This is a genomic window from Allobosea sp. 10L422, assembly GCF_056395345.1.
In genome coordinates this window covers 78790-105499 of record NZ_JBFTJI010000007.1, presented here as the reverse complement: position 1 = coordinate 105499, position 26710 = coordinate 78790, and the positions used below count along the sequence as shown (strand labels likewise).

Annotated in this window: 20 protein-coding genes; 4 read left to right on the top strand and 16 right to left on the bottom strand. The window is 67.4% G+C overall.

Going from position 1 to position 26710, the window contains the following annotated elements:
* The first annotated feature begins 38 nt into the window (after positions 1-38).
* Positions 39-1520 carry a M81 family metallopeptidase gene (locus AC1DEZ_RS15455; RefSeq protein WP_441510530.1) on the top strand — a complete coding sequence of 494 codons (1482 nt, stop codon included), beginning with the start codon at positions 39-41 and terminating at the stop codon, positions 1518-1520.
* Positions 1521-1589: 69 nt separating this feature from the next.
* On the opposite strand, the gene AC1DEZ_RS15450 is transcribed toward AC1DEZ_RS15455, so the two are convergent.
* The 12 genes from AC1DEZ_RS15450 to AC1DEZ_RS15395 form a co-directional block, all read right to left on the bottom strand.
* On the bottom strand, positions 1590-2969 hold the full coding sequence (locus AC1DEZ_RS15450) for a patatin-like phospholipase family protein (protein ID WP_476779898.1): 1380 nt from the start codon (positions 2967-2969) through the stop codon (positions 1590-1592).
* A gap of 112 nt (positions 2970-3081) precedes the next feature.
* Positions 3082-4446, bottom strand: a complete 1365-nt coding sequence (locus tag AC1DEZ_RS15445; protein WP_476779897.1) for a sensor histidine kinase — start codon at positions 4444-4446, stop codon at positions 3082-3084.
* Positions 4443-5117, bottom strand: a complete 675-nt coding sequence (locus tag AC1DEZ_RS15440; RefSeq protein WP_441510527.1) for a response regulator transcription factor — start codon at positions 5115-5117, stop codon at positions 4443-4445. The genes AC1DEZ_RS15445 and AC1DEZ_RS15440 overlap by 4 nt, the downstream gene beginning before the upstream one ends.
* 180 nt (positions 5118-5297) lie before the next feature.
* Positions 5298-6878: a sulfite reductase subunit alpha gene (locus AC1DEZ_RS15435; RefSeq protein WP_441510526.1), complete on the bottom strand. Its 1581-nt coding sequence runs from the start codon at positions 6876-6878 to the stop codon at positions 5298-5300.
* Positions 6875-8668: a NirA family protein gene (locus AC1DEZ_RS15430; protein WP_476779896.1), complete on the bottom strand. Its 1794-nt coding sequence runs from the start codon at positions 8666-8668 to the stop codon at positions 6875-6877. Before AC1DEZ_RS15430 ends, AC1DEZ_RS15435 begins: the two co-directional genes overlap by 4 nt.
* A 145-nt stretch (positions 8669-8813) precedes the next feature.
* On the bottom strand, positions 8814-9605 hold the full coding sequence (locus AC1DEZ_RS15425; protein ID WP_441510524.1) for an ABC transporter ATP-binding protein: 792 nt from the start codon (positions 9603-9605) through the stop codon (positions 8814-8816).
* 11 nt (positions 9606-9616) lie between these two features.
* On the bottom strand, positions 9617-10525 hold the full coding sequence (gene ntrB / locus AC1DEZ_RS15420; protein WP_441510523.1) for a nitrate ABC transporter permease: 909 nt from the start codon (positions 10523-10525) through the stop codon (positions 9617-9619).
* A gap of 41 nt (positions 10526-10566) precedes the next feature.
* The gene (locus AC1DEZ_RS15415; protein ID WP_441510522.1) at positions 10567-13254 is read right to left on the bottom strand and encodes a molybdopterin-dependent oxidoreductase; all 2688 of its coding nucleotides are present in this window, start codon (positions 13252-13254) and stop codon (positions 10567-10569) included.
* Positions 13254-14468 (bottom strand): NAD(P)/FAD-dependent oxidoreductase, encoded by a 1215-nt coding sequence (locus tag AC1DEZ_RS15410; protein WP_476779895.1) that lies wholly within the window; start codon positions 14466-14468, stop codon positions 13254-13256. The genes AC1DEZ_RS15415 and AC1DEZ_RS15410 overlap by 1 nt, the downstream gene beginning before the upstream one ends.
* A gap of 4 nt (positions 14469-14472) precedes the next feature.
* Positions 14473-15801, bottom strand: coding sequence for a CmpA/NrtA family ABC transporter substrate-binding protein (locus AC1DEZ_RS15405; protein WP_441510520.1), 1329 nt, complete (start codon positions 15799-15801; stop codon positions 14473-14475).
* A gap of 287 nt (positions 15802-16088) precedes the next feature.
* Positions 16089-17162 (bottom strand): CmpA/NrtA family ABC transporter substrate-binding protein, encoded by a 1074-nt coding sequence (locus tag AC1DEZ_RS15400; RefSeq protein ID WP_476779894.1) that lies wholly within the window; start codon positions 17160-17162, stop codon positions 16089-16091.
* Positions 17159-17743 (bottom strand): ANTAR domain-containing response regulator, encoded by a 585-nt coding sequence (locus tag AC1DEZ_RS15395; protein WP_441510518.1) that lies wholly within the window; start codon positions 17741-17743, stop codon positions 17159-17161. Before AC1DEZ_RS15395 ends, AC1DEZ_RS15400 begins: the two co-directional genes overlap by 4 nt.
* 263 nt (positions 17744-18006) lie before the next feature.
* Here AC1DEZ_RS15395 and AC1DEZ_RS15390 point away from each other — a divergent pair, with 263 nt between their 5' ends.
* Positions 18007-18219, top strand: coding sequence for a hypothetical protein (locus AC1DEZ_RS15390; protein ID WP_441510517.1), 213 nt, complete (start codon positions 18007-18009; stop codon positions 18217-18219).
* An 84-nt stretch (positions 18220-18303) separates the two neighbouring features.
* Entirely contained in the window at positions 18304-18567 is a 264-nt protein-coding gene (locus AC1DEZ_RS15385) for a DksA/TraR family C4-type zinc finger protein (protein ID WP_441510516.1), read from the top strand.
* Positions 18568-18621: 54 nt separating this feature from the next.
* Here the strand turns inward: AC1DEZ_RS15385 and AC1DEZ_RS15380 are convergent, their stop codons facing one another.
* The gene (locus AC1DEZ_RS15380) at positions 18622-20016 is read right to left on the bottom strand and encodes a sigma-54-dependent transcriptional regulator (RefSeq protein WP_441510515.1); all 1395 of its coding nucleotides are present in this window, start codon (positions 20014-20016) and stop codon (positions 18622-18624) included.
* Positions 20013-21833 (bottom strand): sensor histidine kinase, encoded by a 1821-nt coding sequence (locus tag AC1DEZ_RS15375; RefSeq protein WP_441510514.1) that lies wholly within the window; start codon positions 21831-21833, stop codon positions 20013-20015. The genes AC1DEZ_RS15380 and AC1DEZ_RS15375 overlap by 4 nt, the downstream gene beginning before the upstream one ends.
* A 207-nt stretch (positions 21834-22040) precedes the next feature.
* Here AC1DEZ_RS15375 and AC1DEZ_RS15370 point away from each other — a divergent pair, with 207 nt between their 5' ends.
* Positions 22041-23378 (top strand): dicarboxylate/amino acid:cation symporter, encoded by a 1338-nt coding sequence (locus AC1DEZ_RS15370; protein ID WP_441510513.1) that lies wholly within the window; start codon positions 22041-22043, stop codon positions 23376-23378.
* Between the two features lie 133 nt (positions 23379-23511).
* Here AC1DEZ_RS15370 and AC1DEZ_RS15365 read toward each other — a convergent pair whose 3' ends face one another.
* Complete coding sequence (locus AC1DEZ_RS15365; protein WP_476779893.1) at positions 23512-25707, bottom strand: tetratricopeptide repeat protein; 2196 nt, start codon at positions 25705-25707, stop codon at positions 23512-23514.
* The gene (locus tag AC1DEZ_RS15360) at positions 25698-26699 is read right to left on the bottom strand and encodes a family 8 glycosyl hydrolase (RefSeq protein WP_476780011.1); all 1002 of its coding nucleotides are present in this window, start codon (positions 26697-26699) and stop codon (positions 25698-25700) included. Before AC1DEZ_RS15360 ends, AC1DEZ_RS15365 begins: the two co-directional genes overlap by 10 nt.
* Positions 26700-26710: the final 11 nt, after the last annotated feature.

Sequence of the window (26710 nt, the reverse complement as noted above, 5' to 3'; positions counted from 1 at the left end):
GCCACCACCGAGAAGCAGAAAAAACCGCGAGGAACGCCATGACCTTCACCGTGCTGACCGCCGAGTTCTCGCATGAGAGCAACACTTTCAGCCGTTGCCCGGCCGACCTGTCCGCCTTCGAGGACCGCGGCATCAGCCTGGGCGAGGCTGCCATCGCCGAGCGCGGCGAGGCCAATACGCCGATCGCCGGCTTCCTCGATATCGGCCGCCCGGCCGGTTGGCAGGTGGTCCATGCGATCAGCGCCGCCGCGCAGCCCTCCGGCCCGGTGACGCGCGAGGCCTTCGATCACATCGCCGGCGTCATCGTCGATGCGGCGAAGGCGCATCGCGGGGCGATCGATGGTGTGCTGCTCGGCCTGCACGGCGCGATGGTCACGGGTTTCTGCGAGGATGGCGAAGGCGAACTGCTGGAGCGCCTGCGCGCCGTGCTCGGACGCGACGTGCCGATCGGCATCACGCTCGACCCTCATGCCAACGTCACCCGGAAAATGACGGAGCTGGCTGATATCGTCGTCTCCTACAAGACCTATCCGCATGTCGATGTCCGCGAGACCGGGCGGCTGGCGGCCGGCATCATGCAGCGGACGATGGCCGGGGAAATCAGGCCGGTGACGCTGCGCGCCGAGCGGCCGATGCTGGAAGAGGTCAATGGCGGGCGCACCGATATCGGCCCCATGGTCGAGCGCATCGCCAAGGCCAAGGCCTATGAGGAGGAGGCCGATGTCTTCGCGGTCAGCGTCAATGGCGGCTTCGGCAACGCCGATATCGCCGAGGTCGGCCCGACCGTCCTCGTCACCTGCCAGGGCGATCACGAGCGCCACAGTGCCTTTGCCGAAGCGCTCGTCGAGGATATGTGGCAGCGCCGCCACGACAAGGTCACGCCATTCCTTACGGTCGAGGAGGCGGTTGCCGAGGCGGCCGGCTATGTCGCGACTTCCGGCCCGCTCATCATCGCCGATTATGCCGACAATCCCGGTGGCGGCGGCTATGGCGACGCGACCGGACTGCTGAAAGGCATGATCGCGGCCGATCTGAAAGATGCCTGCTTCGGACCGATCGTCGATCCGGAGGCTGCGGCCGAATTGCACCGGGCCAAACCGGGCTCGACAGTATCCATCCGGCTCGGCGGCAAGGTCGACCCTGAGATTGGCGGGGGGCCGCTTGCGCTCACCGGCACGCTCCTCAGCCTGAGCGACGGCGATTATGTCGGCGACGGGCCGATGATGGGCGGGCTGCATGCGAGCTGGGGCCCCTGCGCGGTCCTGCACGTCGGCGACGTCGAGATCCTCGTCACGACGATCCGCGCGCAGATGAACGATCTCCAGCAATTCCGCGCTTTCGGGATCGATCCCGCTGCCAAGCGCGTGGTGGCGCTGAAGTCGATGCAGCATTTCCGTGCCGCCTTCGAGCCGATCGCTGGCAAGGTCATCGTCTGCGACAGTGGCGCGCTCTGCACGCCCGATCTCACCAAACTGCCCTATCGCCGCGCGCGCCGCCCGATCTTCCCGCTAGACGCATAGCGGGGATCGGTCACGCGGTCCCGCAAACGCCCTCCGCGCGGTCAGCGATATAGGGCTCCGCAATCGGGATCACCGCGTGGCGATGATCCGATCGTGCCGGAGACCGGCAGCGAGAAGGTCGCGCCCGAGGCCGGAGAGGAAATCGACCTCGTCGGCCTTGAGCGAAAGCTTGTAGCGGAGCCGGAGAATGCGGGCTCTCGCCTCGGGCGCGCGTATATCGGCCAGGGACAGCCTTACGAGCCTGACCTCGAGCTTGTCGCAATCCTGTGTTCGCACGGCATCGCAACGCCAGCGGATCAGGCGTTGCCGCCAGCGCCCGGTCTCTTCCTGCAGCCTGTCGAGACTGGCCCGGCTTGAATTGTCGATCATCGCGTCGATCGAGGCCGTGATGGCGTCCAGCGCTCCCGGGCCGTCCGTTGTCGTCGACATGTCGCCGCCGACGCGCAGCGAGGCGTCGGCTACGATCACGACGATGCGCCTCACCTCCCGCGCGGTCGCCTCCGGGAGCGGCGACGGCGCCGGTCCGCGCATCGACTTCATGAGGTTTTGGGTGGCCAGATTGTCGACGAGCCCGCCATCGAGCAGCTTGAGGTAGCGCAGGTCAGGAGCCGTCGCGTAACGCGCTTGCGTTTCCTGAAGATGGGACACGACCGCGGAACTTGCTGCCGGCGTCGCAGGGACGCCCGGAACAAGCGGACAGGCCGGGTTGAAGTTTTCCAGGACGATTGGCGCAAACAAGACCGGCACGGCTGACGATGCCGCGACGGCATGAGATAGCGGGAAGCTGTTGTAGTCGCTGCAGATCGTGCGGAAGCTCGCGCGATCGAAGGAGAAGGGTGCGCGGTTATAGAGGTCCGTCGCGTGCAGCAGGAGGCGCGGCCCTCCCGTGCGTTCGAGGTCGCCGAGCGTTGCGCCATGGTAGAGATGGGCATCGAGCCAAGCCGCCAAGCCGGTGAGGTCATTGATGCCGCCGCGATAGCCGCGCAGCAGATTGTCCGGCGTGATGGCGGTCCGCAGCGACGCTTCTGGATCCCGGTCGAGGAAATCGTGCTTGAAGGCCGGTATGCCCGACGGGCCGTGCAAGGCGAGATAGGCCGCCAGCATGCCGCCGCCCGAAACGCCGGCCACCACTGCAATATCGTCGGCGAGGGTCCGGCCGGTTTCCTCGGGGTCCTGTTGCTCGGCGAGCGCCGACAGAACGCCGTATCCGAAAGCGGCAGAACGGGCCCCTCCGCCTGACAGAGCCAGCACGACGGCAGTTTTTCGCGGACGCACGGTCGATGAGCGCGCGCCTATTGACGCCGTGATGTCCGTCAAGGGCACGTTCGAGGGAGGATTGGAGGGGCTTGCGCAAGCCGTCAGGTCGACCGACAGCGCCACTGCTCCCAAAACCTTGAATGCCTTCTTCCAGCAGCCGGCAGTCGGCTGGCTTGGCGGCTTGAGAACCATGCGGGCGCAATCTCCATCGCCCGCCGTCTTCTCTTGTCGAGACGCCCGGGCTGCGGGAGATCTCGCCTTGCTCGATTATCTCAGCATTATGCCCGCGCTGAGCCTGAGGTGTTCAGGTCGGCATCGGCAGGCTCAGGCGGAAACAGGTTCCGCGCGATCGATCCAGAATTGCGATTACGCCGCCGTGCAACTGGATAATTCCCCGCACGAGGTGCAGTCCGAGACCCGCGCCCCGGTCCTGATGGGCGAGGCGGGAGAAGGGCTCGAAGACCCGCTCGCGCTGTTCGGCTGCGATCCCCGGACCTTCATCGATCACATCGATGATGCGCTCGGCCCCTACCGCGATGGTGATCGTGCCGCGCCGGCCGCCATGCTGGATGGCATTCTGCACCAGATTGACCAGCGCCCGTTCGAGCCCCGCAGCGTCTCCGATGACCTCAACCCGCTCGGCGTCGGCATCGAAGGCGAGCGCGTAGCCGGCGTTGATGGCAAGCGGCGCGAGATCGATGGCGACGCGTCGGCCGATCGCGACGAGGTCGAGCCTGACGAAGGCGTCGGGAGCACGTTCCAAACGCTGCAGATCGAGCAACTGCTCGGCCATCACGGCGAGGCGGGCAATATCCTCAAGCAGCCGGATGCGTTCCGCGGAACCCGGCAAGGTCTCGAGCCGGGTCTGCAGGATCGCGATCGGCGTCCGCAACTCGTGAGCTGCGTGGGCGAGGAAGCGCTTTCGCCGGGAATGCCCCTCGTCCAGTCGTTGCAGGGCGCGATTGACCGCATCGACGAGCGGCGTGACTTCGGTTGGCGTCAGCACCGTCGGCAGGCGGGTGCCTTGGCGGTCAATGTCGATCCGCTCCGCCTCCGCAGCAACGGTTCCAAGCCCGCCTAGTGCCCGACTGACCACAATGGGCGTCGCGATCAGGGTCGCCAGGGCCATGACGACCAGCGCGGGCAACACGAAGCTCGCGAAGACGACGAGAGTGCCCTGGATCAGCCAGCGGAGCGGCGCCTCGCCTCCGGGACCGGTCACGACCTGGATGTCGCCAGCTGCGCTCCTGATCCAGCGCATCTGGGCGTTCGCGCGCGGCGGGTCCCCCAGGTTCCAACCCAGGCGGGCAACGCCGATCTCATCCAGCGCATCGCCGATGTGCGCGAAATGAGACGGCGGAGATCCCTCGACAAGCTGGCGCCCCTGCCGGTCTCGCACGATGTACCAGAGGTCGGGCACCTCGGCGCGCAGCTTGATCAGCTCCGGCGTCTCGCGGATCGCCAGGCTGCCATTGGTGTCGCGCAACACTGCGTCCTTCAGCGCGTCGATCGTAATGTCTTCGGATTCGAAGTTGAGGAGATGGCCGCCGAGATAGAGCGCGGCGATGATCGACACCATCAGCAGCGAAAGCAGACCAGCTTGCAGCGCGAGCAGCCGGCGCACCAGCCGCCACTTCAGCGAATGGGCGCGCGGTGCCTGGAAGGTCATGCCACCCGCTTCAGCAGATAGCCGATACCCCGGATCCCGTGAATTTCGAGCTCCGCCCCCGCATTGCTCAGCCTCCGGCGCAGACGAGAGACATGCATATCGAGGGCGTTCGACTGGATTTCGTCATCGAAGCCGTAGACTGCTTCTTCCAATGTCGTGCGCTGGACGGTGCGGCCGTGACGGCGCAGCAGGCTCTCCAGCACCAACAACTCGCGCCGCGGCAGATCGAGGACCTGCCCATCCACGCTTGCGCTGCGATTTCGCCAGTCGAATTCGAAAACGCCGATGCGCAGGAGGTCCGGCGCCACCTCTGCCGATCGGCGCAGTACGGCGCGTAAGCGGGCGAGAAGTTCGTCGATCACGAAAGGCTTGGCCAGATAGTCGTCGGCGCCCGTGTCGAGCCCCTCGACCCGCTCTTCGATGTTGCCACGCGCGCTCAGCACGATGACGGGAGCGGCGAGTTTCCGGGCGCGTATGCGGGGAAGAAGATCGAGCCCGTCGCCATCCGGCAGATTGCGATCGAGCAGCACCGCGCCGTGAACGCCGGCCGCGATCGCTTCCTCGCCTTCGGCCAGAGTGGTGACATGATCGACGACCATGTCGCGTTGCCCGAGAGCCGTGCGCAATGCACTGGCCATCTCGGGTTCGTCTTCGACCAGCAGAATGCGCATGCCGGGTCCTTAGCGGCCGCGCATGAGCGAGGCGCCTGCATCGGGCTTGGCAGTGGCTGGAGGCGCTGACGGCTGCGGCATGGGCTTCGCGTCGGGCTGAACTTTGCCCGATATCGACCCCGATGCTTGCCGCAACATTGCAGAGGAAGCTGATTCCGGACCGCTTGCGAGCCGGGCGTTCTAATAGACATCAGCTTGGTAGCGCCCGGCCTTCCGCAGGAACGCGACATAGGCGACTGCTTCCTCGCCGGAGCGGCCGCCATGCTCCGCGACGACATCGACCAGAGCGCGCTCGACATCCTTGGCCATGCGCTTGGCATCGCCGCAGACGTAGAAATGCGCGCCCTGTTCGAGCCAGGCCCAGAGCTCGGCGCCGCGCTCGCGCATGCGGTCCTGGACATAGACCTTTTCGCCGTCGCGCGACCACGCGAGCGTGAGATTGGTTAGGAACCCCGCATCCTTCATCGCCTGCAGCTCGTCCTCGTAGAAGAAATCGCAGCTGCGGCGCTGGTGGCCGAAGAACAGCCAGTTGCGGCCCGCCGCCTTCGTCGCCTGCCGGTCGTGCAGGAAGGCGCGGAAGGGCGCGACGCCCGTGCCGGGTCCGCACATGATGACCGGTGTCGCCGGATCGACCGGCAGGCCGAAGCCATGCGCACGCTGGACGTAGACCGGCACCTTGTCGCCGGGGGCGACGCGTTCAGCGAGGAAGGTCGAGGCCACCCCCCAGCGCGGGCGCGAGCCGACCTTGTAGCGGACAGCATCGACCGTCAGTGTGATGCGGCCGGGCGTCGCGACATGCGAGGAGGAAATCGAGTAGAGCCGAGGCTGCAGCGGGTCTAGCGCCTCGACGAAAGCCTCCGCCGACAGGTGTGCCTGCGAGAATTTGTGCAGCGTCCCGAGCACGTCGAGCCGGTCGAGGTCGCCATCGGGATCTTCTCCGGCGGCAAGGCGCCGGGCCTTGGCACGGGCTTCCCCGCCCGTCACGTACGAGATCAGCTGGAACAGCGCGTCCGGCGCCGGCCCGAGCGCGCAGTCTTCCAGGAGCCTCGTGCGCAAGGATTTGCCACCGATTCCGGCATCGGGCCGGGCGCCGAGCAGAGCGATCACCGCATCGACGAGGCGGGCATCGTTCTGTGCGACGATGCCGAAGGCGTCGCCGACGACATAGTCGAGACCGCATTCGGAGAGGTCGAACTCGACATGCCAGGTCTCCTTCTCCGAGCCCTCACCGTTCAGCTTGCGGCGCGAGAGAAAGGTCGCGAGCGCGGGGGCCTCGCGGCAGCGCCCCTTCGGCCCAAGCTCAGCAGAGGGTGCGGTCTCGGCCGGGATTGCCGGCGTATCGGCGCCGCGCTCCTCTATCAACGACTTGAGCTGGCGGAGCGTCTCTTTGCCGCCGGGGGCGCAGAGATTGAGCCGTCCCTCGGCTCCCGAGGCGATGGCCGCGGAGTAGGTTTCGCAGATATAGCCGCATTGCCCGCAATCCTGCTGGGCCATCGCCGCGAAAAGCCGGCGCGGCAGCGGCTTGCCCGCGGCCAGATTCATGCGCTCGGCCATCTCCAGCGAGGGATCGTGCCAGGGCGCCCCGTCCTCGGCCTCGGCCATGACGGCCGCGTTCTCGGCCGGCGACAAAGCGGTCACGCCGGCATTGTCGAGCGAGAGCAGCCCGGCGAAGAAGCCGTTCAGCCAGGAGCGCTGCTCCTCGCTGAAGGGCGCGGTCTCCGGCAGGACCTGGACGATCGGGTTCGGGCTCTGGGCGGTCATGCCGCGTCTCCGATCTGCTCGACCAGGGCTTGCAGGGCTGCGATGTCATGGCGGCGGGCGAAGGCGACGAAGCTCTCCTCCGGCGCGGCGCGATGCGTCTGCCAGCTGCGCAGGATCGCCTCGACGACAGCCGGTGCATCCTCCGCCTTCACATTGGTGCGGAATTCCCGGCCCATCCCGCCCTCGACGCCGAAGCCGCCGCCGACGAAGACATGGTAACCGGGCACGGTGTCGCCCTCGTCACTGACCGGAACCTTGGCGCCGATCAGCCCGAGATCGCCGATATAATGCTGGGCGCAGGAATTATGGCAGCCGGTCAGGTGGATGTTGACGGGCTGGTCGAGCGTGATCCGCGGCTCGCAATGGGCGGCGATGGCGAGCGCATCCTCTTTGGTGTGGGCGCCGGCGAATTTGCAGCCGGTCGCGCCGGTGCAGGCGATCAGCCCGGCGCGCAGCACCGAGGTTTCGGCGGAGAGGCCGATGGCCTGAAGATTGGCGAGCACATCCTCGACCTTCGCGTCGGGCACGCCGGAAATCAGCAGATTCTGCCAGACGGTGAGGCGGATATCGCCGTCGCCGCAGTCTTGCGCGATCGTCGCGATGACGCGCATCTGCTGCACCGTAAGCTTGCCGACCGGGAGTGCCACGCCGATCCAGTTGAGGCCGGGCTGGGTCTGGGCGTGGACGCCGATATGGGCGAGCCGGTCATAGACCGGGCGCGGCTTGACGAAGGCGCTGTCGAGCCGGATCAGCCGGCGGCCGAGCTTCTCCTCGACGGCGGCGAGGAAGGTGTCGAAGCCCCAGGCGTCGAGCACGTATTTGAGCCGCGACTTGTTGCGGTCGGTGCGGTTGCCGTTGGCGATGAAGACCCGCACGATCGCATCCGCGACAGCAATCGCGTCGGACGGAGCGACGATCACGCCGGTGTCGCGGGCGAGGTCCTTGTGCCCGGTGATGCCGCCGAGCGCGAGGCGATACCAGATGCCGGGCGCGATCGGCTGCCCCTCGAAGATGGCGCCCTCCCCGACCTCGATGGCCTGGAAGCCGATGTCGTTGGTGTCCTCCAGCGTCGCGATCGAGCCCGCGCCGTCGAAGGCGACGTTGAACTTGCGCGGTAGCCCGTAGAGTGAGCGGTCGTTCAGGATGTGATGGTGCCAGGCCCGGGCATGCGGCCGCGTGTCGAGGAGTTCGAGCGGATCGATGCCGGCGGTCGCCGAGCCCGTGACGTTGCGGATGTTGTCGGCGCCCGAGCCCTTGGCGGTGAGGCCGAGATCGGTAAGGCCTTCGAGAAACGATGCTCCATCCTCGGCAGAAATCTCCCGCACCTGGAGATTGGCGCGTGTCGTCACATGCGAATACCCGCCGCCCAGCATCTCTGCGAGATCAGCGACGCCCGCGAACTGCCAGGCCTTAAGGATGCCGTTGGGAATGCGCAGCCGGCACATATAGCTGTTCTGCGCGGGCGCGACGTAGAACAGACCGTGATAGCGCCAGCGGAAATTGTCCTCCGGCTTCGGATAGACGCCGGCACCGGCCTGTTCCTTGAAGCGGGCATAAGCGTCGAAGGGGTGCTCGGCGGCCTTCCACTTCTCCTGATCGACCAGCTTGCCGCCGGCGGCGACCGTCCGCGCCTGCGCCTCGGCATGTTCCTTGTCGGGGCCGCTTGGCTTGGCCGAAGCGCCGCCCGCCCCGCCCAGCGGAGCGAGACCGCGCGCCGTACGCGCCGACTGCATGCCGCTGGTGAAGCCTTCGAGATAGCGCTTCTGCTCGGGAGTGAAATCGTCGCTCATGGTGATCCTCGGTCATCCCGGACGACGCGAAGCGGCGATCCGGGACCGTCCTCAGGATGAAGCGCCGTTGTCGGCGCCTTCTCGTCTTGCGATCCCGCATCTGCGCAGCAGCACTTTCGTGCCGCAGCGCGCGCGGGATGACACCTCACGCCGCCTCGACGAAGCGGTGGCGCTCGTAGAGGAACTTCAGCACCGCCTCGCGGGCGGCGATGTAGGTGCGGTCCGAGACCAGTTCGAGCCGCTTGCGCGGGCGGGCGAGGCGCACATCCAGCACCTCGCCGATGCGGGCGGAGGGGCCGTTTGTCATCATCACGATCCGGTCCGAGAGCAGCACGGCTTCGTCGACGTCATGGGTGATCATGATCATGGTGTTGCCGAGCGCGGCGTGGATCTGCATCACCGAGTCCTGCAGGTGGGCGCGGGTCAGCGCATCGAGCGCGCCAAAGGGCTCATCGAGCAGCAGGATCTTCGGCTCCATCGAGAGCCCGCGCGCGATGCCGACGCGCTGCTTCATGCCGCCGGAGATCTCGGCCGGCCGCTTGTCCCTGGCATGGGCCATCTGGACCAAGTCGAGATTGTGCATGATCCAGCCATGCCGCTCGGCCCGGCTTTTCGAGCCGCCGAAGACCTTGTTCACGGCGAGCGCGACATTGTCGTAGACGGTGAGCCAGGGCAGCAGCGAATGGTTCTGGAAGACCACGGCCCGGTCCGGCCCCGGCGCGTTGACCTCCTTGCCTTCCAGAAGGATGCCGCCGGTCGTTGTCGGCGTGAGACCGGCGACGATGTTGAGCAGGGTCGACTTGCCGCAGCCGGAATGGCCGATGATCGAGACGAACTCGCCCTTGTCGATGACGAGGTTGATCTCCTTGAGCACTTCCGTGGTGGCGGCGCCGCGCTGGAAGCTTTTGTCGACGTGGTCGATCTTGAGATAGCTCATCGTTCCGCTCCTCAGTTCGTCGCGGTGCCGCGGGTGACGACATGGCCGATGAGAGCGACGAGGCGGTCGAGCAGGAAGCCGACCACGCCGATATAGACCAGCGCCACGATGATGTCGGAGAGCCGCGAGGAGTTCCACGCATCCCAGATGAAGAAGCCGATGCCGACGCCGCCCGTCAGCATCTCCGCCGCCACGATAGCGAGCCAGGACAGGCCGACGCCGATCCGAAGCCCGGTGAAGATGTAGGGCGCAGCCGAAGGCACCATGATCTTGAAGAAGAACTCGATCTGGTTCAGCCGGAGCACCTTCGCGACGTTGCGGTAGTCCTGCGGGATGTTGCGGATACCGACCGCCGTGTTGATGATCACCGGCCAGATCGCGGTGATGAAGATCACGAAGATCGCCGAGGGCTGGCTGTCGCGGAAGGCGGCGAGCGACAGCGGCAGCCAGGCCAGCGGCGGCACCGTGCGCAGCACCTGGAAGACCGGGTCGAGCCCGCGCATCGCCCAGACCGACTGGCCGACCAGCGCGCCGAGCAGCACGCCGACGATCGCCGCGAGGCTGAAGCCGATGGCGACGCGTTGCAGCGAGACGAGAATGCGCCAGCCCAGCCCGATATCCTGCGTCCCAGCCCAGTAGAACGGCTCGACGATCAGGTCCTTCGCCTCGGCCCAGATCTTGGTTGGCGTCGGCAGCGAGGATTGCGGCCCATGCGCGGCGAGCTGCCAGAACAGGAGGATGAGCGCGACCGTGATCAGCGGCGGGATCAAGTTGACAAGAACGCTCTTTGCCCAGGGAACGAGTTTGGCGGCGAACGGCTTCGACGGCCCGGCCGGCAGCGACACCACCTCCGGCGGTTTGCCCGGGAGCGTGACGACCGTCGCGCTCGCGATCGCGTCCTTCAAGACAGGCTGACCCATGTTCCAGTCTCTCCTCTGACCGAGATTGTCCGTCGCGTTGGTCATGCCGCTTCACTCGCGCGTGCCTGCGCGCCGATGCGGCGGATTTCGGGAAGGCAGGAGCCGCAATTGGTCCCCGCCTTGAGCTGAAGGCCGATCTCCTCGGCCGTCGCCGCGCCGGCCTCGAAGGCGGCGCGGATCGCATTCAGGCCGACGCCGAAGCAGGCGCAGACGGTCGGTCCGGGATCGGTCCCGCCGGGGCTGCGCCCGGACAGCAGGGAGAGCCGGCTCTCCACGGTCGCCGCCGGATCGGCGAAGATGGTCTTGACCGTGTCCCAGAGCGGGGGGCGGCCCGCAGGCGCGAGGAAGAGGGTGGCCGCGAGCCGGCCTTCGCGGAGCGCGGCGCAGCGATAGCTGCCACCGTCGCGGTCGATCAGCTCGGTCAGCTCGTCCGGGCCGAAGCGCTCGCGCATCAGCGCCGCCATCGCATCGACGGGCGCGTCGGTGGCAAACAGCCTTCCTTCGCCGCCCTGCACCGCCAACCGTGCCCACCAGCTSGGCTCCGGCACGGCGAAGGGCGTGCGTGACAGGACGAAACCCTCAAAACGATAAGCGACCGGCGCGATCGAAACCGGCGTCGCCTTCAATTCGGGCTGGCCGGAGAACGGGTCGCAGAGCGGCTGCGCCAGGGCGCCGATGCGGGCGTCGGAGGCCGTTTCCCCGGACCAGTGGATCGGCGCGAACAGCTCTCCTTCGGTGACGCCCCTGTCGGCCGCGACCTTGAGCACCGCACTGCCATTGGCACTGGCGAGACGGGCGAAACCGCCCTCGCTCAGCCCGAAGCGCACGATGTCGGCCGGGTTCGCGGAGACAGAAGGCTCGGCGACATGCGCGCTGAGCCGCGGGCTGAGGCCCGTGCGGGTCATCGTGTGCCAGTGGTCGCGGACGCGGCCGGTATTGAGCAGCAGGGGGAAAGCCTCGCTCTTTGCCGCGGCCAGCTTTGGGGCGGCGAGCGGGCGCATCTGCGCGCGACGCCCGGGGCCGAAGAAGTTTCCATCGCCGAAAAGCCGCGCGGTGCCCTGCGGCTGATGGGCCGGCACGGGCCATTGCGCCGGACGCAGCCCGTCATAGCCGGCCCGGTCGAGACCGGCATGGGCGCCGATATCGAAATCGCGCGTGCCGTCATTCTCGAAGGCGGAGAGCGCCGCGTGCTCGGCATAGATCTCGTGCGCGCCGACATAGGCGAAGGCTTCGCCGAATCCGAGGCGCTTCGCCACCTCGCCGACGATCCACCAATCCGGCTTCACCTCGCCCGGCAGCGGCAGGAAGGCGCGCTGGCGCGAGATGCGCCGCTCGGAGTTGGTGACGGTGCCGTCCTTCTCGCCCCAGGCCGCGGCCGGCAGGATGTAGTGGGGTTTGGCGGCGAGCGTGTCGTTGGAGAGCACGTTCTCGGAAACGATGAAGAGATCGAGGCCGGTGAGCGCGGCACGCACCTTGTCCGCGTTCGGGAGGGAGACTGCCGGGTTGGTCGCCATCACCCACATCGCACGGATGCCGCCATCAGCGACCGCTTCGAGCATCTGCACCGCCTTTAGGCCCTCGCGGCGGGCGATGCTCGGCGCGCGCCAGAAGCGGCGAACGCGATCGATCTCTTCCGCGCCGTAGCCCATATGGGCGGCGAGCATGTTGGCGAGCCCGCCGACCTCGCGCCCGCCCATCGCGTTGGGCTGGCCGGTCAGCGAGAACGGGCCGCAGCCGGGGCGCCCGATCCGGCCGGTGGCGAGGTGGCAGCTCAGGATCGCGGCGACCTTGTCGGTACCTTGCGCCGACTGGTTGACGCCCTGGCTCCAGGCCGTGACGACATGGGGCGTGCTGGCCCAGAGCTCATAGAAGGCTGCGATCTGCTCGACCGGAAGGCCCGTCATGGCTGAGACCGAGGCCACGTCGGGCGCGATCTCGCGGGCATTGGCGAGGGCCTCGTCGAAGCCGGCGACATGGCGCGTGACATAGGTGCGGTCGATGAGACCGCGATCGGCGAGATGAACGAGCAGCCCCGCGAAGAGGGCCGCGTCGGAGCCGGGCTTCAACACCAGCACCATGTCGGCCTCTTCCGCCGTGGCGGTAATGCGCGGGTCGAGCACGACAAGACGCGCGCCGCGTTCGCGTCGATTATCCTGCATGCGCCGGAACAGGATCGGGTGGCACCAGGCCGTGTTCGAGCCGACGAGGACGATCAGGTCGGCGCTGTCGAAATCCTCGTAGGATCCGGGTACCGTGTCCGAGCCTAAGACCCGGCGCTGCGCGGCGACCGTCGAGGACATGCACAGCCGCGAATTGGTGTCGACATGGGGCGAACCGATGAAGCCCTTCGCCAGCTTGTTGGCGACGTAATAGTCCTCGGTCAGGAGCTGGCCCGAGAGGTAGAAGGCGATCGCCGCGGCGCCGTGCTCGGCGGCGATGGCCCGCAAGCCGGCAGCGACAGCATCGAGCGCCTCGTCCCAACCAATCCTGTCGTAGCTGCCTTCCGTATTGCGCTTCAGCGGGTGCAGCACCCGGTGGCCCAGCCCCAGCGTCTCGCCGAGCGCCGAGCCCTTGGAGCAGAGCCGCCCCCGATTGGCCGGATGCTCGGTATCGCCTGCGATCGCGGCGCCACCCAGCCCGTCCGGCGTCGCCAGCACACCACAGCCGACCCCGCAATAAGGACAGGTCGTGCGCACGGGAACCGGAGCAAGGGGGGCGTCGTGGCGCATCAGGCGGCCTTCCCGACGCAATAGCTTTCGCCGAAGGGCAGATCGGCACGGATCGCGCTGATGTCCTGCCCCGAGCGGATCAGGCCGAGATAGAACAGCGCGCCTTGCGTATCGCCGACGAGCACGCAACCGGCGAGGCGGCCCTCGCGCAGCACGAACTTGCGGTAGATGCCCGCGGCCGGATCGCGCAGCACGACGGTCTCAGTGCCATCGCCGGCCTCGAACTCGCCGGCCGAGAAGACGCCGACGCCGGAGACCTTGAGATTGGTCGAGAGCAGCGAGCCCTGATAGGCGCCTTCGCGACCGGCGAGCCTCGCGGCCAGCACCCGCGCCTGTTCATAGGCTGGCTCGACAAGGCCATAGGCGAGGCCGCGATGCTCCGCGCATTCGCCGATGGCGAAGATCGCAGGGTCGTCGGTGGCGAGGCCGTCATCGACCAGGATGCCGCGCCCCACGCCGAGGCCCGCCGCTCGCGCGAGCCCGATATTCGGGCGCACGCCGATGGCGATGACCACGAGATCGGCGGGGATCTCAGTTCCGTCCGCCAGCTCGACCGCCTCGACCCGACCCTCGCCGCGGAAGCCCTTCGTTTCGGCGCAGAGGCGCACGTCGATGCCGCGCCCGGCCATCGCCGCGGCGAGCAGGGCTGCGCCCTCGTGGTCGAGCTGGCGCTCCATCAGGCGGTCGACGAGATGCAGCAGCGTCACCTCGGCGCCGGCCCGTGCGAGCCCATAGGCTGCCTCGAGCCCGAGAAGCCCACCGCCGATCACGACGATGCGGGCGCCGCGCTGGGCATAAGCCCGCATCGTGCCGACATCGGCGGTATCGCGGAAGGTGACGACGCCGGCGAGTTCGCCGCCCGAAAAGGGCGGCCGCAGCGGCGTCGAACCAGTCGCCAGCACGAGCTTGCCATATGGCAGGGTCGCACCGCTGCTGAGCGTGACCGTTTGCGCCGCGCGATCGATGGTCTGGACGGGCCGGCCATAGAAGGTCGAGATGCCGCGCTCGCGCCACCATGCGGCGGGCTTGAGCTCGATCTCCCGCTCGCCGATCTCGCCCGCCAACAGCGGGGAGAGCAGGACGCGGTTATAGGCGAGTCGGGGCTCGTCTCCGATCACCGCCAGGGAATAGCGCCCGAGCGCGCGCTGGCTGAGTTCGTCAGCCAATCGCGTCGCGGCCATGCCATTGCCGACGATGATCAGGGGCTCGGCCATGGCGTCAGGCGATCCGCTTGATCTTCAGCGCCTTGAGGTAGTCCATCGGCGCCGCGGGATCGAACTTCATGCCGTCGAAGAAGGTCTCGACGCCACGGGAATCGGTCGTCGGCGCGCCGGCGACGCCGAGCGTCTTCGCGGCCTCGCGCCAGAGATCGGCGCGGTTGGTCCTGTCGACCAGCGCCTTGATGTCGATCGTCGACTCGAACTTGCCCCAGCGGATGTTCTCGGTGACGAACCAGGTATCCAGGCTCTTCCAGGGATAGGAGGTCGTGCCGCCTTCGCCCCAGAACTTCATGTAGAGATTGGTGCCCTTCGCCTCGCGGCCATTGCCGTAGTTGATGTCGCCGAGCAGGCGCTTGTTGATGTCGCCGGTGGGAACGTTAAACCACTGGCGCTTGCCGACGATCTCGGCGAGTTCCTGGCGGTTCTCCATCTTGTCCGCCCAGATCTGGGCCTCCATCACGGCCATCAGGATGGCCTGCGTCGCCTTGGGGTTCGCATCGACGAAATCGGCGCGCATGCCCAGGATCTTCTCGGGATGGCGGAGCCAGAGCTCGCCGGTGGTCAGCGCGGTGTAGCCGATGTTCTGGTTGACGAGCTGCTCGTTCCAGGGCTCGCCGACGCAGAAGCAGTCCATCGTGCCGACCTTCATGTTCGCCACCATCTGCGGCGGCGGCACGACGATGACCTTGATGTCGCTGTCGGGGTCGATGCCGCCGGCGGCGAGCCAGTAGCGGATCCAGAGGTCATGGGTGCCGCCCGGGAAGGTCATGGCGGCGGTCAGCTCCTTGCCGGCGGCCTTCTTGCGCTCGAAGGCCTGCTTCAGCGGCGAGGAATCCTTCTGGACGTTGAGATCCTTGTATTCGTTGGAGACCGAGATCGCCTGCCCGTCCTCGTTGAGGTTGAGCAGCGTGTACATCGGCAGCGGCTGGCCGTTCTGCATGACCTTGCCGGTGGAATAGAGATGCGTCTTCGGCCGCAGGATATGGCCGCCATCGATGCCGTTCGCCTTGAAGCCGAGCGCCATGTTGTCGCGCGTCGCGCCCCAGCTCGCTTGCTTGGCGATGTCCATGTCGGGCAGGCCGTATTTGGCGAAGAGGCCCTTCTCCTTGGCGATAATCAGCGGCGAGGCGTCGGTGAGAGCGATGTAGCCTAGACGCGTGCCCTTGACCTCTGGACCGGTCCCTTGCGCGAAGGCGCCAGAGGGCAACGCCGCCCTTGCCGCCGCAAGCAATGCAGCCGTCCCGGACACTTGCAGGAACTGGCGACGGCTGGCGCCGCCTTGCATGGATGCGGCCGCTTTGATCCCGGTTCTGGAGCTATGCGTCATCGATCGCCTCTCGGTTGCTGAAAAGCCGCGCGTTTGAGCCAGCCCCGAACGCGAAAAACGCCGCGCGAAAGACGCCTGGACAGGCGCATTCGACAGCGGCGTTGCTGTGTCTTCCGGATCGGGGATGGCGCGGGCAGCGTTGGCCGCGTCGTATCAAGCTCTACAAGGATCGTGCCAACCGCTCGGGGGGCGCTGCGATCCTTGAATTGCAATAACTTGCGAACTTACGAGCTGGCGCGCCATCGGCGCAATCGCTTTGCTGCATCGCACAAGAGAAGCGCATTGGCCTAATGTTTGGGCATAATGGGATGGTTGGCCAAAATGCCTTCGAAATAGGCCGGCAGGTAAACGCCTCGGGCAATGTCGCGCATCTGCGGCGTCGCGACGATCTGGCCGGCCCGTTCCATGCCGGCCAGAACCCAGTCGGCATCGTCCGGATCGGGGCGCAGCGCCTCCGGCTCGAGCCGGATGAAGTGATCGATCTGGCGCGGCGGCCTCTCAGCACCCTGGATCAGCTCGCCGTGCAGGATGCGCTCGATGAGCGGGGCCGGCAGCGCGAGCCGATCCGGCGCGGAAAGATGCTGCGCCATGCGCGGAAAATTCTCCGGGCGGCAGGCCCAGGCACTGGCCTGCAGGATCGCGGTGCCGAGCTTCGCGACGGCGGCCGGACGCTTCTGGATGTCGTCGGCGCGCCAGGCGAGAACCTTGTCATGGCAATTGCGGCGCAGATCGACGCTGGCATGCACCATCGCGCCGACGCCGGCCGCCACGGCCGCCGAATTCCAGGGCGCGCCGGCGCAGAAGCCGTCGATCCGTCCGCTGGCGAGCGCCTCGACGGTCTGGGGCGGCGGCACGACCTCGAAACGAACGTCGTCGCCGAGCTTGAGCCCGGCCTTCTCCAGCCACTCTCCGAGCAGGTAGATATGCGTCGAGAATGCGAACACAGCGGCGAAGGTCAGCGGCGGCAGGCCAGCGGCCCGGCGGCGCGCGACCAGCGTGGCGAGCGCGCGGGCGGAGACGGCGGTGTCGGCGGGATCGCCCTCCGCCAGACGCGTCATTTCCTCGAAGCGCCGCAACGAAAGCGTAATCGCCGCACCATCGCGATTGAGCGCCAGCGGCGCCGCCATCGGAGCCTTGACGCCACCGATGCCCAGCGTCGCGGCGATAGCGGCGGGGCCGAGCATATGGGCGGCGTCGAACAGGCGCACATTCAACTTGTCGCGCAGGTTCGACCAGGACACTTCGCGAACCAGTTCGAGATCGAGCCCTTCGGCCTCGGCGAAGCCCTCGTCCTTCGCCAAAACGACCAAGGCGCAATCGACCAGCGGCATGAAGCCGACCCGCAGGTGCAGCGTCGTCATTTCAGCATCTCCGCGGCGGTGATGAGGGAGCGGGCGATGTCGACGAGCTTGCGCTTCTCGTTCATCGCGGTTCGGCGCATCAGCGCGTAGGCCTCGTCTTCCGAGAGACCCTTCAGCCGCATGACGATGCGCTTGGCCTGGTCGATCGTCTTGCGGTCCTCGAGCTGGGAACGGGCCTCGTCGAGTTCCTCGCGCAGCTTGCGGAAGGCGTTGAAGCGGCTGATGCAGGTCTGCAGGATCGGCTGCATCCGCTCCTTCTTCAGCCCATCGACGATATAGGCGGAGACGCCGGCCTCCACCGCGGCCTCGATCGAGGCGGAATCCGACTGGTCGACGAACATGGTGATCGGCCGGCGGACATGCCGGCTGACGAGGAACATGTCGGCCAGCGCGTCGCGGCTGGGATCCTCGAGGTCGATCACGACGACATCGGGATCATGGGCCTCGATGGCGGCGATCAGCCCGGTGGTCGCGGACAGGCGGATCAGCTGCCGGTAGCCCGCTTCCCGCAAGCCTTCCTCGATGATCGTGGCCCTGACCTGGTTCGCGTCGACGATGAGGATCCGCAGATTTGGCGCCATGCCTTTCGGCTGTTCCTTTGGGACGGTTCGCGATGGGCCAATCAGGAATCGTGCCATCGCGGCCAAGGCGTCCGTCCGAACGCTCGGCGACCCCGGTGTTTCAGCCGGCCGCTGCGAAGGCGGGGGTCGCCTTGCAAGCTTCGTCCGCAGGGGGCCGTGGACTGACGCGATGTGAGCCTGTAGCGAAAGCTCCTCCGACAACGATGTCGCCGCATGGGTTGGCCCGGCAATGTCAGCGTTCGGCAGACGATGGAGATCGCACCATGCCCAAGCTCTGCAAGTTCACCTCGCCGAAGGACGGCCAGCCCGTCTACGTCAATCCCGACCAGGTCAGCGTGGTCTACACCTTCAAGGGCGAGCCGCCGGATACGATCATCGCCTTCCGCAAGGACTTCCTGCTCGGCGTGAAGGAGAGCCTCGACGAGGTGGTGAGCACGCTCGAGAACGCCCAGGCCGCGGAGAGCAACCGCATCTGACCGGGAAGGGCTCGGCCCAGGCCAGGCATCCGCGTTGGATTCCTGCACGCCGACCCCATATCCTCCGGGCACGGAGGTATCAGGATGGCGAGTGGTTGGGCGCCCGACGGGGCCGTTCAGGACCAGATCGACGATTCCATCAATGACGCGGTCCGGCTGGTGCGCTCGCGGCTGCCGGCCGGGCCGGGCGAGATCCATTGCCAGGAATGCGGCGATGAAATCCCCGAAGCGCGCCGCCGCGCCATGCCGGGCGCGCGCCTGTGCGTGCACTGCCAGTCAGGCCATGATCGCTCCGCGGCGTCCTCCGCCTACAACCGGCGCGGCAGCAAGGACAGCCAGCTGAGATAGGCGGGTCGGCGCTGCCCTGCGCGCCGATCAGGAAGACCGCAGGCGCCCGGGTGTTCAGCGCGCGGGCACTCTTGGCTCCCGTTCTGCTCCGGGCTCATAGGCCGCGCGGTCGATGCCATGCCTTGCGAGCTTGTCGTAGAAGGTCTTGCGCGGGATGCGCAGCTTCTCCAGCGCGGCCCGGACATCGCCCTGCGTTTCTTCCAACGCCTCCCGGATCAGGGTCGCCTCGACGGCGTTCAGCCGCTCGGGCAGGCTCAGCGGGCCGCCTTCCTCCGCCTTCGTGACCGGCAGCAGATTCTCCGGCAGGCCGAGTGCGACACGTTCGGCGAAATGGACGAGTTCGCGGACATTGCCCGGCCAGTCGTTCTCGACGAGGTGCCGTTCGACGGCGCGGTCGAGGGCGGGCACCTCCCGGCGGTATTTTTCCGCCGCCCGCGCCAGGAAGCGCGAAAACAGCAGCGGGATGTCGCCGCGGCGCTCGCGTAGCGGCGGGATGTGCAGCGTCACGACGTTGAGGCGGTAATAAAGATCCTCGCGGAAATCGCGCCGCCGCACGGAGTCGCCCAGGTCGGCCTTGGTCGCGGCTACGACCCGGAGGTCGACGCGGCGCAGGTCGTTCGAGCCGAGCGGCGCAATCTCGCGCATTTCCAGGACGCGCAGCAGCTTGACCTGCGCGGCCAGCGGCATGCTTTCCAGCTCGTCGAGGAAAAGGGTGCCGCCGCTCGAATGCTCGATGCGCCCGATCCGCCGCTTCTGCGCGCCGGTGAAGGCACCGGGCTCATAGCCGAAGAGCTCGCTCTCGATGACGCTATCCGGCAGAGCGCCGCAATTCAGCGCGACGAAGGGCTTGTCGCGCCGCCGCCCGAGGTGATGCAGCAGGTTGGCGACGACCTCCTTGCCGGTTCCCGTCTCACCCTGAATGAGCACGTCGACATCGACATCGGCGAGTTCACGGATGGTCTGGCGCAGACGCATGATGACAGGCGTCTCGCCGATGAGGGTGGTTTCTTCCTCGCCGCGTGTCGCCAACGCCCGCAGGCGGCGATTTTCGAGAACGAGCGCGCGCTTTTCGGCGGCGCGACGCAAGGTCTCGACGAGGCGCTCGCCGGAATAGGGCTTGGCGATGAAGTCGTAGGCGCCTTCGCTCATGGCACCCACCGCCGTCTCGATATCGGCATGGCCCGAGATCATGATCACCGGGATGTCGGGATCGAGCGTCCGCAGCCGCCGGAGCAATTCGATGCCGTCCATGCCGGGCATGCGGATGTCGGTGACGACGATGCCGGCATAGTCCGGCCCGATCCGTTTTAGCGCCGCGTGGCCGGAAGGCAATGCGACCGCCGGGAAGCCGGCCAGACGCAGCGCCTGGACATTAGCGTCGCGCAGATCGGGATCGTCGTCGACGAAGGCGACCTCGATCGCAGCGATGGAAGCGCTGGAATCGCTCATGCGGCTGCCCTTTCGAGATTGATGACGAAGCTGGCGCCTTCCCCCGGCCGGCTCGTCGCCGTCAGCGTGCCCCCGAAGGACGTGATCATGTCCTGCGAAATGACCAAGCCAAGGCCGAGCCCTTTGGGCTTGGTCGTGCTGAACGGGGTGAAAAGCTGCGCCAGCGCGTCGGCCGAGAGGCCCGGTCCGCGATCCGTGATCGCGATCTCGACCCGGTCTCCACGCGGGGTGACGGTGATAGCGAGCGCGGGCTCGCCTCCATCGCCCCCTTCGAGAATGGCCTCGATCGCGTTGCGCAGGAGATTGACGAGCACCTGTTCGAGTTCGATCGGACGGGCGCTGACGAGGACCGGCCCGGCTGGAGCTGTGACGACCGGCGTTACTCCGGCCAGGCGCAGCGGCCCTTCGAGCAAGGTCAGGGCGCCTTCGATGACGGTGGCGACCGGGACCGGCACCGGCGGCCCCTTGCCGCGGCGCGCGAAGCCCCGCAGCGCCTCGGTGATCGCGCCGATCCGGTCGGTCAACGAGACGATCCGCGCCAGTGCGCCGTCAGCCTCGATCGTGTCGGACCGCTTCAGGAAGGCGCGCGCGTTCTCGGCATAGGTGCGCAGCGCCGCGAGCGGCTGATTGACCTCATGAGCGACGCCGGCGGTGACCTGGCCGAGCGTGGCCAGGCGGTTGGCCTTGGCGAGTTCCTCCCGGAGGTTGGACAGCCGTTCCTGCGCCAGGGTCCGCGTCGCCATTTCGGCGACGAGGCGCTGGTTGGCGCCGGCCAGCTCGGCGGTGCGCTCGGCAACGCGTTCCTCAAGCTCGGCCTTTGCGCGCGCGTCGGCCTCGCGCCGGACGAGGTTGTGCTGGCGCCGGCGCAGGGCAAAGGCGGCGAGCGCGGCGCCCGGCATCAGCACGAGCGCGACGAGCGCCTGCGATTGCGAACGACCTGCGGTGATCGCTGCATCGACAGGCAGCAGTACCTCGAGCACCCAATCCGTCGTCGGCACGGGGTGGCGTATCCGGACATAGCGGCCGGTGAGCGGGGTCGTCCCCTGGACGAGCTCACCTTGCTGCAGCAGCGGCAAGGGCGTCAGCGGCGCGGCGCCGAACTGGAGCGAGTCCCGGATCGCCGCGGCCGTCGCCTGGTCGAGCGGCGCCTCGACCCGAAAGCGCCAGTCCTCGACCGTCGCGAGCAGCACGACGCCGCGTTGGTCGACGACATAGCTCTGGCCGCCCAGCGCTCGCCAGTCGGCCTCGACCCGGTCGAACTCGACCTTGACGACGATCACGCCGAGGCTCTGGCCGGCCTCCTCGATCCGCCGGGTGATATAAAGGCCGGGACGTTGGCTGACCGTGCCGAGCGCGAATTGCTCGGCGCCGCCGGATGCGACGGCACCGCGGAAGTAGTCGCGGAAGCTGTAGTCGTTGCCGACGAAACTCGTCGGCTCGTTCCAGTTGCTGGCCGCGATTGCGATGCCGTCAGGGCCGAGCAGATAGATCACGGCGGTGCGGGCTTCGCGCGCGATGGCTTCCAGCTTGAGGTCGAGACCGTGGCGGCTACCGCCTGTCAGTGCCTGGCGAACGTCCGGGTCGCGGGCCAGGATCACCGGCAGAGCGCGCTGCTTCTCGAGCTCGCCGCGCAGGATGGCGAGAGCCAGCGTTCCGGCATCCTCGGCCCGCGATTGCGTGCCGGCGATGGCCCGGCTGCGACCGAATTCGCCGGCGGCGAAGAGCGAGGCGATGGCGATGGCTGCGACGACCAGCCCGAAGACCAACCAGCGCAGCTTCGCGGCCCCCCTTCGAGGATCGAGCAGGAAATGGCTCATAACCAGTCGTTGTGCGGATTTCCGCACAAATCAAGAGGGGCCCGTGCGGATTTTCGCCAAATAACCCGCCCCGGCCCGCGTCGCGGCCCCGCTAACGCGTTGTTCTATAGGAAGTCTGTCGATTTCGCGCGGTTGGCACGCCGATTGCGCAACGGGCCTAGCGGTTTCGAACAAGAGCAAGAACACCGCCGACCCAAGGAGCACATCATGGCGACCACGCTCGACCTCGCGTCCGCTCAGCCGGCGCGCCCCAGAAAGTTCTACCAACACCTCTATGTCCAGGTTCTGTTCGCCATCGCGGCGGGCATTCTGCTCGGCCATTTCTGGCCCGAGCAGGGCGCGGCGATGAAGCCGCTCGGCGACGCCTTCATCAAGCTGGTCAAGATGATCATCGCGCCGGTGATCTTCCTGACGGTCTCGACCGGGATCGCAGGCATGAGCGACATGCAGAAGGTCGGGCGCGTCGCCGGTAAGGCGATGATCTATTTCCTCGTCTTCTCGACGCTGGCGCTGATCGTCGGCCTCATCGTCGGCAACGTCATTCAGCCCGGCACCGGGCTGCACATCAACCCGGCCAGCCTCGATGCCAAGGCCGTGCAGGGCTATGCGGCCAAGGCGCATGATTCCAGCATCGTCGGCTTCCTGCAGAACATCATCCCGGACACGATCGTCGGCGCCTTCGCCTCCGGCGACATCCTGCAGGTGCTGTTCTTCTCGGTGCTTTTCGGCCTTTCGCTCTCGATGGTGGGCGAGCGCGGCAAGCCGGTCCTCGACTTCCTGCAGGCGCTTTCGGCTCCGATCTTCAAGCTGGTAGCGATCCTGATGAAGGCGGCCCCGATCGGCGCCTTCGGCGCGATGGCCTTCACCATTGGCCGCTACGGCATCGGCTCGGTCGCCAATCTCGCGATGTTGATCCTGACCTTCTACCTGACCGCGGCGATCTTCGTGCTCGGGGTGCTCGGTGCGGTCGCCCGCTACAACGGCTTCTCGATCTTCGCCCTCATCCGCTACATCAAGGAAGAGATCCTCCTTGTTATCGGCACCAGCTCTTCGGAGGCGGCGCTGCCGAGCCTGATGGAGAAGATGGAGGCGGCCGGCTGCAAGCGCTCCGTCGTCGGCCTGGTCATCCCGACCGGCTATTCCTTCAATCTCGACGGCACCAACATCTACATGACGTTGGCGGCGCTGTTCATCGGGCAGGCCATGGACATTCACCTGCCGCTCGGCGACCAGATTCTGTTGCTGCTCGTCGCCATGTTGAGCTCGAAGGGCGCGGCCGGCATCACCGGCGCGGGCTTCATCACGCTGGCGGCGACGCTCTCGGTCGTTCCCGCCGTCCCGGTCGCGGGCATGGCGCTGATCCTCGGCATCGACCGCTTCATGTCGGAATGCCGCGCGGTGACCAACTTCATCGGCAATGCGGTGGCGACGATCGTCGTGGCGCGCTGGGAAGGCGAGCTCGATCAGGACCAGCTGAAGGCCGCGCTGAGCGGGCACTCTCCGCTGGTGGTCGACGGTGAGGTCCTGGCGGTCCCGGCCGAGTAAGGCCTGTTGCTTAAGCCTGGAGCACCGATCTTCCGCGGTGCTCCGGGCGGAGCCATCGATCACGCTTCTGTTCGCAAATGTATCGGACCTTGCGGGCCGTCTCGATCGAGGCTGCCCGCAAGGTCCGAACTATTCAGTATCTATTGCGCTGGGTCACGTCGCGGATCGCGGTCAGCCCCGACAGGGCATCCGGCGAGTTGTTGGTCTTGTAGAGCGCCTGGAAGACCTGGCTCGCATCGTCGTAGCGGCCGAGGTTGAAGTAGGACCAGCCGCGCATCAGCAGCAAGTCGGTCGTCTCCGGCGCGTAGCGCGCCCGCGCCGCAAGAGTGACGAGCGCGCCGTTGTAATCCTTGGCATCGTATTGCGCGAAGAAGCGCTCGGACAGGAGCAGGGCCGAAAGCTCGTTGCGCCGTCCGGGAGGTAGAGCCGCACTGCCGGCAGCGACACTGGCTTCCGACGTCAGGCCCTGCTGGATCTTGGCATAGGCGAGGCCGGCTGATGCATCTGAGACGATCTGTGCGGTCCCGGTGCGCCGCGCGGCTTCGAAGGCTTCCGCCGCCGCGACCGGGCGCTTGAGATTGAGAAGGCACCAGCCACGCTGCAGGGCCGCAGCGCCGGATGAGCCAGCGCCGCAGCTGCCGCTGCTCGGGCGGGCCGTGCTCGACCGGGACGGCGTCGCAGCGATTGTCGTGTCTTCACGTTCGACGGGGTGAGCGCGCACCGCTGCTATCGCGGACCGAGGCGCGCGTTCCAGCGGTTCCAAGGTAGGTTCCACGCGCGCGCTCTGGCGCGGCTCGGCGGTGGGAGGCCGGTCGACACGGGCTTGGGTCGGGGGCTGGGGCGGTCTGCGCGCAGGGTTGAGGATATCGGCGATCCGTTGGGAACGCCCGCCCCATTCGGACATCAAGGCGCGCAGCCCGGCTTGGTCGCGCAGACGCTGGCGCACCAGCGCCAGCCCATAGGCTGCCGGCTCGTAGTCACTGTCCCAGGACAGCGCCGTTGCGAACCAGGTGCTGGCCGGCGCAGTCTGCCCGGAGTTGTAGGCATACCAGCCAAGCGCCCCCGCACCGGGAGCGTACCGGTCCTTGCCCACGGCCTTGGCGATGCGCTCGATCACGGCACGGTCGAGGCGCGGCGGCGGCTCCTGGGTGAGCAGCGCCGTGATGACGTCGAGATAGGCCTTGCGATTGGCTGCGCCAGCTTCCAGCCACTGCGCGCCGAGCGTTTCGGCCTCCTGATATTTCCGCGTCGCGCCGAGGGCGAGCACCGCGCCTTCCGCCGCCTTCGCCCCGCCCTTGCGCGCGAGCGCGGTCTGGAACCAGGTCACGGCCTTGGTCGGGTCGTTGTGGTGGAGAGCGTAGAAACCGAGAAGGATGGGGTCGTCGGCCGTCGTGGCTGCGTTGGCGAGGGTTTCGATGCGCCGGAGATCCTCGGGTGTGGCTGTCTGCGTCGGGGCGTCGGCAGCCTTGCCGATGCGACGCCGTGCGAGCTCGTCGCGAATGCTGGCAAATTCGGTCTGCCGTTCCTGCGCCAGCAGCGGCTCGACCAGATTTTCGGGCAGGGTCGCGAGCGCCTTCTGCATGGTGCCGACCCGCTCGGCCGGGTTGGTGCAGTTGGTCAGCACATAGGCGAAGGCGTCACGTGCGCGGTCGGGCTTGCCGGTCTGGACGAAGGCCTCGGCGACGCGCCAGAGCACATCGACATTGGCGCAGGTCAGCATCGCCGGCGTCTCGGTGCCGAGGCGGATGACCTGTTCCCATTGCCGGGCATTGGAGGCGTTGACGAGGCGTTGGCGCGCTTCGGCCGTGTCGAGCTGCGCCACGAGGTCGGCAGGCGCACGCCAGCTTGGATCGGCGCTGCCGCGCTGGGCTATCGCGGCCCGGGCCTCGCCGTACTTGCCCTCGGCGAAGAGCTTCCACACCCGCTCGAGCTCGGGATCGCCGACCTGCCCCTGCGAGGTCAGATCGGTCGGCGGCTTCCATTCGGGGTAGAGCGCCCGCAGCCTCGCGAGTTCGGCTTCGAAGCGGCGAACGTCGCCCTGCGCCGCGAAATAGCGGAGCGCGGTTTCATCGACCTTCTGCGGGGGCTGCTGCGTTTGGGGCTGAGTCGCTGACGGCGTCGCGGGGCGCGCGGGCGCGTTCGGGGCCTGCGCCAGTTCGAGGGCCGGCTCGTTGCCCGGCATGGCCTGCTGCGTCTCGCCCTGGGCGAGCGCCGGCCGGATCACGGGTTGCGAGCCCGGCCATTTTGTATCCTGACCACTGTAGCGGCCAAGGGCATAGAAGGCGGCGCCCGAGGCCGCGGCGACGATCAGGACCGATCTCACATGCATTGCGGATACCTCTCGCTCAGCATCGAGAGGGAGAGAAGATGCAGCGTCGACGGGTAGTACAGCGTAGGCTGGAAGGTCTTCAGCTCAGCCGGAATCGGGGTTTTGTCGAGCGCGCAGGCCATCGCTGCGGCGAGTATGCGATAGCCCGCATCGGGGAGAGGCTCGACGGGTTTGCCGCTGCGGACGTCGACGACCGCCGTGCCGCCGGCCCAGGCCTGGCGGAAGGGCTCGAGCCGCGCCTTCTCGCCGAGCCCGGCGCGCAGCAGATAGAGGGGGATGCGGAGCGCATTGTAGCCGAACTGGGCGGGGAAGCCTTCGGCCGGCTTCGGTTCGGCCTTGATCGACAGCCATTCCGGCGCAAGCAACTTCCGCTTGGCCAGCTCGTCGAGCAGCTTGAGCCCGCTGGCCTGGACATGGGTCCAGACCGGATCGCCGGTCAGCTGGGTCATGACGGGGAAGGCTTCGAACACCCAGTAGGAGGGGTTGATCACCGGGCCGTCGGCACGATCCTTCTCGGAGAAGCCGACCGCTGCCGGCATCAGCCAGACATCGTTGCCGCGCTTCAGGAGTGCGACCTTCGCAAGAGCGCGGGCGAGCTGGCGGGCGGCGGCGCTGTAGGCGGGCATGTTCCAGCGGCTGCCGGCGCAGGCGAGGGCGTGGGCGATCAGAAGATCGCCATCGCTGGCGTTGTTGATGTCGGTGACGCGGGGGCTCGCCTTCGGATCCCAGCGCCAGGCCGCGAGCCCGTCGTCGCGGATGAGCAGTTCCGTGCGTGTGAAGGCGAAGATGCTGGCGAAGGTGCTGCGATCTCCCGCCAGGCACGCCAGCAGGAGCCCGTAGCCCTGGCTCTCGCTATGGCTGATCCCGCCATTCGCATCGTCGACGACGCGGCCCTCGGCGGTGACGAATTTCTGCCGGTACAGCGCCCAGGCATCGGCGGGCACCGTCGCCTGCGCATTCGGAAGGAAGCCGAGGAGAGCTGCGGCGAGCATGGCGAGAAAGC

Coding starts and splice junctions, on each gene's coding strand:
- AC1DEZ_RS15390 (WP_441510517.1), top strand. CDS start 18,007: ATGCCCAAGCTCTGCAAGTTCACCTCGCCGAAGGACGGCCAGCCCGTC.
- AC1DEZ_RS15395 (WP_441510518.1), bottom strand. CDS start 17,743: ATGGCGCCAAATCTGCGGATCCTCATCGTCGACGCGAACCAGGTCAGG.
- AC1DEZ_RS15405 (WP_441510520.1), bottom strand. CDS start 15,801: ATGACGCATAGCTCCAGAACCGGGATCAAAGCGGCCGCATCCATGCAA.
- AC1DEZ_RS15360 (WP_476780011.1), bottom strand. CDS start 26,699: ATGCTCGCCGCAGCTCTCCTCGGCTTCCTTCCGAATGCGCAGGCGACG.
- AC1DEZ_RS15380 (WP_441510515.1), bottom strand. CDS start 20,016: ATGAGCGATTCCAGCGCTTCCATCGCTGCGATCGAGGTCGCCTTCGTC.
- AC1DEZ_RS15440 (WP_441510527.1), bottom strand. CDS start 5,117: ATGCGCATTCTGCTGGTCGAAGACGAACCCGAGATGGCCAGTGCATTG.
- AC1DEZ_RS15385 (WP_441510516.1), top strand. CDS start 18,304: ATGGCGAGTGGTTGGGCGCCCGACGGGGCCGTTCAGGACCAGATCGAC.
- ntrB (WP_441510523.1), bottom strand. CDS start 10,525: ATGGGTCAGCCTGTCTTGAAGGACGCGATCGCGAGCGCGACGGTCGTC.
- AC1DEZ_RS15435 (WP_441510526.1), bottom strand. CDS start 6,878: ATGACCGCCCAGAGCCCGAACCCGATCGTCCAGGTCCTGCCGGAGACC.
- AC1DEZ_RS15365 (WP_476779893.1), bottom strand. CDS start 25,707: ATGCATGTGAGATCGGTCCTGATCGTCGCCGCGGCCTCGGGCGCCGCC.
- AC1DEZ_RS15455 (WP_441510530.1), top strand. CDS start 39: ATGACCTTCACCGTGCTGACCGCCGAGTTCTCGCATGAGAGCAACACT.
- AC1DEZ_RS15425 (WP_441510524.1), bottom strand. CDS start 9,605: ATGAGCTATCTCAAGATCGACCACGTCGACAAAAGCTTCCAGCGCGGC.
- AC1DEZ_RS15410 (WP_476779895.1), bottom strand. CDS start 14,468: ATGGCCGAGCCCCTGATCATCGTCGGCAATGGCATGGCCGCGACGCGA.
- AC1DEZ_RS15370 (WP_441510513.1), top strand. CDS start 22,041: ATGGCGACCACGCTCGACCTCGCGTCCGCTCAGCCGGCGCGCCCCAGA.
- AC1DEZ_RS15450 (WP_476779898.1), bottom strand. CDS start 2,969: ATGGTTCTCAAGCCGCCAAGCCAGCCGACTGCCGGCTGCTGGAAGAAG.
- AC1DEZ_RS15375 (WP_441510514.1), bottom strand. CDS start 21,833: ATGAGCCATTTCCTGCTCGATCCTCGAAGGGGGGCCGCGAAGCTGCGC.
- AC1DEZ_RS15430 (WP_476779896.1), bottom strand. CDS start 8,668: ATGAGCGACGATTTCACTCCCGAGCAGAAGCGCTATCTCGAAGGCTTC.
- AC1DEZ_RS15445 (WP_476779897.1), bottom strand. CDS start 4,446: ATGACCTTCCAGGCACCGCGCGCCCATTCGCTGAAGTGGCGGCTGGTG.
- AC1DEZ_RS15400 (WP_476779894.1), bottom strand. CDS start 17,162: ATGACGACGCTGCACCTGCGGGTCGGCTTCATGCCGCTGGTCGATTGC.